The organism is Natrinema soli, assembly GCF_028618695.1.
Window position 1 is genome coordinate 1 of the sequence record NZ_JAQIVI010000241.1, and the last position, 4943, is coordinate 4943.

The 4943-nt window shown below is 63.7% G+C and carries 6 protein-coding genes and 1 pseudogene; 3 read left to right on the forward strand and 4 right to left on the reverse strand.

Going from position 1 to position 4943, the window contains the following annotated elements; translation table 11 throughout:
- On the reverse strand, positions 1 to 770 hold a 770-nt coding region (locus tag PGX04_RS15660; protein ID WP_273739361.1), incomplete at its 3' end, for a hydroxyacid dehydrogenase.
- A gap of 160 nt (positions 771 to 930) precedes the next feature.
- Here PGX04_RS15660 and PGX04_RS15665 point away from each other — a divergent pair.
- Positions 931 to 1200: pseudogene (locus PGX04_RS15665) on the forward strand (universal stress protein); the annotation flags it as partial.
- Here PGX04_RS15665 and PGX04_RS15670 read toward each other — a convergent pair.
- Positions 1085 to 1762 carry a DUF7978 family protein gene (locus PGX04_RS15670; protein ID WP_273739362.1) on the reverse strand — a complete coding sequence of 226 codons (678 nt, stop codon included), beginning with the start codon at positions 1760 to 1762 and terminating at the stop codon, positions 1085 to 1087. The pseudogene PGX04_RS15665 and the gene PGX04_RS15670 overlap by 116 nt on opposite strands.
- Before the next feature lie 153 nt (positions 1763 to 1915).
- Here PGX04_RS15670 and serB point away from each other — a divergent pair, with 153 nt between their 5' ends.
- Together serB and PGX04_RS15680 are read left to right on the forward strand one after the other, a co-directional pair.
- The gene (serB, locus tag PGX04_RS15675) at positions 1916 to 2560 is read left to right on the forward strand and encodes a phosphoserine phosphatase SerB (RefSeq protein WP_273739363.1); all 645 of its coding nucleotides are present in this window, start codon (positions 1916 to 1918) and stop codon (positions 2558 to 2560) included.
- 198 nt (positions 2561 to 2758) lie between these two features.
- Positions 2759 to 3136, forward strand: coding sequence for a hypothetical protein (locus PGX04_RS15680; protein WP_273739364.1), 378 nt, complete (start codon positions 2759 to 2761; stop codon positions 3134 to 3136).
- 203 nt (positions 3137 to 3339) lie between these two features.
- Here PGX04_RS15680 and PGX04_RS15685 read toward each other — a convergent pair whose 3' ends face one another.
- Both PGX04_RS15685 and PGX04_RS15690 read right to left on the reverse strand, forming a co-directional pair.
- Positions 3340 to 4128, reverse strand: a complete 789-nt coding sequence (locus PGX04_RS15685; protein ID WP_273739365.1) for a DUF7978 family protein — start codon at positions 4126 to 4128, stop codon at positions 3340 to 3342.
- 134 nt (positions 4129 to 4262) lie between these two features.
- The coding region (locus PGX04_RS15690) for a homoserine O-acetyltransferase family protein (RefSeq protein ID WP_465263816.1) at positions 4263 to 4943 on the reverse strand (681 nt) is incomplete at its 5' end.

Here is a 4943-nt window from a genome sequence, read left to right on the forward strand (position 1 = left end):
TCGGCGAAAACGTCGATCGCCGCGCCGGCGAGGGTGCCGTCCTCGACTTTCGCCGCGAGGGCGTCCTCGTCGACGACGCCGCCGCGGGCGCAGTTGACGAGGTAGCCGTCGCCGAGTTGATCGAGTTCGGGCTCGCTGATCAGCCCCTCAGTCTCCGGCGTGAGTGGGGTGTGGACGGTCAGGACGTCGGCTCGCTCGAGGCACGGATCGAACTCGACGAGTTCGGCACCGATGCGCTGGGCGCGCTCCTCGCTGATGTAGGGGTCGTAGGCGACGATGTCCATCCCGAGCGAGTCGAGCTTCTTGGCGACCTCCTGGCCGACGCGACCGAGGCCGACGACGCCGAGCGTTTTGCCGTCGAGTTCGGTGCCGAGATAGTCGCTTTTCGCCCACTCGCCGTTTTTCAGGCGGATGTGGGCCTGCGGGATCGAGCGGGCGCTCGCGAACGTCATTGCGACGGTGTGTTCGGCGGCCGCGCGAACGTTGCCTTCGGGGGCGTTGGCGACGATGACCCCGTTGTCCGTCGCGGCGTCGATGTCGATGTTGTCGACGCCGATGCCGGCTCGGCCGACGATGGCGAGTTCCTCGGCGGCTTCGAGGACTTCCTCGGTAACCTCGGTGCCGGAACGGACGATCAGTCCGTTCGCGTCCGAGATCGCCTCGAGGAGGTCGTTGCCCTCGAGTTCGTAGCCCGTTTCGACGTCGTGGCCGGCATCTCTGAGTACGTCCAGACCCGCGTCCGCGATCGGATCCGTGACGAGAACCTTCATGCGCGAGACAACCGCGTGGAGAACGTAAACCCTTCCGTTGTGGTCGGAGGTGGCAAAAAATACCGCTGTCGACCGCGTACCCCTTTTCCCGGACTGATGGCTCCGTGCCGTTCCGTACCGGCGTCGCCCGTTTTGTGCTGCTGCCACGAGAAGTCGATCCGTGCTCGAGCCGACGACGGTCGTCAGGCGCGACAGACCGCACGAGGAGATCCTCGCCGACGCCGATGAGGCGGACGTCGACCTGCTCGTCATGGGGTCGACGGAACGACCCGGCGAGTACCGGCAGCTCCTCGGAGACGTCTCGAGCGATCGTCTCAGCCGTCGTCGGCCAGCAGTCGCGGGACGGCGGCGACGGCGGCTCCGATCGCGACGAAGAAAACGACGGTCCCGCCAATCGTCAGAAGGAGGGACGCGTCGGTCGGGACGGTGATCGGCTCCGGATCGGCTCCCTCGGGCGTCCACGTGGCGATCAGCGAGAGGCCGACCGCTATCGCGAGGTAGCTCAGTCCGAACGAGCCGAGCGCGAGGCCGGCATCTGTACGCGTCTCGAGGCGAACGTAACGGACGAGCAGATAGCCGGTGACCAGCAACACGACGACCGGAACGAGCGCGGTAACGTGGCTGATGAAGCCTTGACCCATTCTAAATCCGAAGCCGATCGATTCGCCGCCCTGTTCGATCGGTGCACCGTGGCTCCCTAGCGTCACGAGCCCCGCGAGGACCCATCGGCTCGGCTCGTCCTCCGCTCCCGTTCCCGACGTTGCGATCAGTACGGTCACGAAGTGGTACGCCACCGCGTAGACGACCGCGAAGGCGCTCACGCCCGACGCGATCCCGGCTTTCCACGGTGGGACGGTCAGCCTTCGCCACCTGCGACCCGGAACGTCGGTCGGATCGTTGTCGTCCCCGCCGTCCCCGTCGTCCTCGCTCTCGTCGAACTCTCGCTCGTCCTCGAGCGAGGGCCCCGTCTCGTACTGCTGATTCGATGACATGTGTCCGGCAACGAACGACGACCGGGAATACGTTTCGGTCGTTCGACGCGTGGAACCAGCACCGTCTCGAGCGGCCGATCGCGGCCTCGAGAGTGAGTCGTCGCGGAACCGAAACCTGAACTGGTTTATCCGGGGACCGACAACCGGGGCACAATGACAGTCGTCGCTTTCGACTTCGACGGGACGCTTTCCGACTCCGAGATGACCGTCCTGCTGGGCGACCGCCGCGGCGTCGCCGCCGACATGGACGAGATCACCGAGCGCGCGATGAACGACGAAATCGAGTACGCCGAAAGTCTGCGCAAGCGCGCGGCCCTGCTCGAGGGACTCCCCCAGGTCGAGGCCGACGCCGCCTTCGACGAGGTCGTCCTCCGCGAGGGGGCCGCCGACCTCATCGAGGAACTGAACGAGGCCGGCGTCACGACCGCCATCCTCACGGGCGGCTTCGAACGCGGCGTCGCGGCCGCCCTCGAGCGCGAGGGGGTCTCCGTCGATCACATCGTCTCGAACCGGCTCCCGATGGCGGACGACGAACTCACCGGTACGGTCGACGGGCCGCTGATCGAGGGCACCAAGGACGACGCCCTCGCGGCTCTCGCCGACGACGTCGGCGTCGACCTCGCGGATACCGTCGCGGTCGGCGACGGGGCCAACGATCTACCGATGCTCGAGGTCGCCGGGCTGGCGATCGGCTTCGAACCCAAACCGGCGGTCGAACCACATTGTGACGTCGTCGTCACGTCGATGGCCGAGGCCCGCGAGACGCTGCTCGAGGAGGCCGTTCTCGCGGAGCGCTGATCCGACGGGAACATTTCCGATTTCGTCCGCGTAATCGCTGGTTGCGGTCCCGCGGCGGCGAATCGTTCTCCGAATTGCGTCGTTTTCCGTTCTCCGAGTACCGGTTCCGACACTCCGTCAGCATTCAGTGATTGTCCGGTCTAACTGCTGATTTCTAGACCGAGGGAGTTTTAACTCATAATCGAGTAAGTACTGCTGATGATGTGGCAAGACTTCGTATTCATGCTCGGAAGCGGCCTCTCGATCATCTTCCTCGCGCCGACGCTGCGCGACTCGAGCGCGCGGGTTCCGCTCGGCACGAGCCTCCCATCGATGGGGATCGGGTTCGTGTATAGCACGACGTTCTTCACGCTCGGAATGACCTTCTCCGCACTGGGCGCGTTCGCCGCCGGCTCGATGTGGTCGCTGATCGCCCTGTTCCGCTCGCCGCAGGGCGTCTCGATGAAACTGCTCGCCCGCGAAAACCTCGCGCTGTTCGTCTCCGATCTGCTGTACTGGATCGACCGCCGACGCTCCGACCGCTCGACCGCAGAACAGTACGTCTCGTTCGATCACGGCCACGAACAGCAGTACTGATACTCGACAGTTCGCGTCCGAAGCCGTTCCGTTCCCCGTGTTTCCTCCGCCGTGTTCGCGTTAACCGCTTATTCGTCCGCCGACCGTTTCTTCAGTGGCTACTCGAGCGCAGCAGCTCTCGGCGCAGTGATCGTTCCGGAAAAATGCGCTGACGCACAGAACTATCCTCGCGCTGAGTAGTTCGGTCGGTGATTGCAGTTCCGTTACTGGACCTTCGCCATCACGGTCTCGAGGGCGTCTCGAGGCTGGGTGAGTACTCCACCGATAGCAGCGAGGATAGCGGGAACGACGAGACCAGCGAGGAGAATCGCGCTGCTGGTCGACGGTCCGAACTCAATATCGTTGTACCCGTTTTCGGTGACGATGTCGCTGACTTCGAGTTCGACGGCAGCATTAGCGTGACCAGTAGCTTCCCCGATGAACGCTGTGATAGCGGGATCGTCGGTGAACGTATGGGTCATCACGACTGCGGCAATCGCAGCGAACACGAGGTATGCTGGGACGACGGTCAGACTGGTTTTCACAGCCTCGGTGGCAGTATCAGTCTCAGTGTATCGTGCGATCCCGTATCCGGCGGCGACGATACCACCGAGCGTTACGAGGAAGAGGAACAGGTCAGATAGCCCGAATGGACCGTTCACGAACGCAGCACCGTGGTTAGGGACGGCACTCAGCACTGCACTTTCTCCCTCGGCTTCGAATCCAGAACCGAACGCGCTGAGATAACTCCAACCTGCGGCTTTCCAAGACGCCACCATGTCCGTGACGACGTACGATGCATCTTCACCACTTCCCACCATACCCGCCTCAGGACTGATTCTTGCCGTCGTCATGACCGTCAGAAGCAGGTGTGTCAGATACGTGGCGACCACGGCGATGGCCCCGAACACCGCCCCCTCTTTGATCGGTAGATCGCTCCCGTCGTCCCGCGGTACGCGTTGTTGTTCCGTCGATTCCTCGGTTTCGTAATCCAGTTGCTTCCCGTCTGACATCACTAACACATCAGATAGAGTGTTATTATACTTTCCGACACTGTTTGAATCACATTATATTCAGAATTTTCAAGAGTACACTCGAGGCGCTCTTTCGAGCGGAAATTTCCGTTCGTATCGACGAACGGACTATATCACTTCGAAAACAGACTCGTATGAACCGGAGCGAAGTCGCTGGTCTCGTCGGCCGCCGGTGCCGTATCGGTGATCGCACGGCCCTCGAGTCCGTCCTCGAGCAGGTCCGAGAGCGGTGGGCCGACGGTTTCGGGTTCGACGAGGAACGCGTCGTGGCCGTGATCGGATTCGATCACGTGGTGGGCGACGTCGACGCTCGCGTCGCGGCAGGCCTCGGCTAGCGCCTCGGCCTGTTCGACGGTGAAGTGCCAGTCGCCGGTAAACGACAGCGCGAGGAGTTCGCCCTCGAAGGCCGCGAGCGCGTCGGCGTCGGACTCGTACCCCGCCGAGAGGTCGAAGTCGTCCATCGCGCGGGTCATGTAGAGGTAGCTGTTGGCGTCGAACCGATCGGTGAACTTGTCGGCCTGATAGTCCAGATAGGATTCGACCTCCCGGTAGGGGAAGAAGGCGGCCGCGGGGTCCGGCGGGTCCCCGCGGACCGCTTCCCGACCCGCCGAGCGGCGGCCAAACTTTCGGCCCATCGAGGCCTTCGAGAGATACATGATGTGGCCGATCTGGCGCGCTCGAGCCAGCCCGTCTTCGGGCTCCGGCCCGCCGTAGTAGTGGCCGCCGTTCCAGTTGGGATCGGACGTGATCGCCCGCCGGGCGACGGTATCGAGCGCGAGACACTGCGGGTCGAG

Coding starts and splice junctions, on each gene's coding strand:
- PGX04_RS15680 (WP_273739364.1), top strand. CDS start 2,759: ATGATGTGGCAAGACTTCGTATTCATGCTCGGAAGCGGCCTCTCGATC.
- PGX04_RS15670 (WP_273739362.1), bottom strand. CDS start 1,762: ATGTCATCGAATCAGCAGTACGAGACGGGGCCCTCGCTCGAGGACGAG.
- serB (WP_273739363.1), top strand. CDS start 1,916: ATGACAGTCGTCGCTTTCGACTTCGACGGGACGCTTTCCGACTCCGAG.
- PGX04_RS15685 (WP_273739365.1), bottom strand. CDS start 4,128: ATGTCAGACGGGAAGCAACTGGATTACGAAACCGAGGAATCGACGGAA.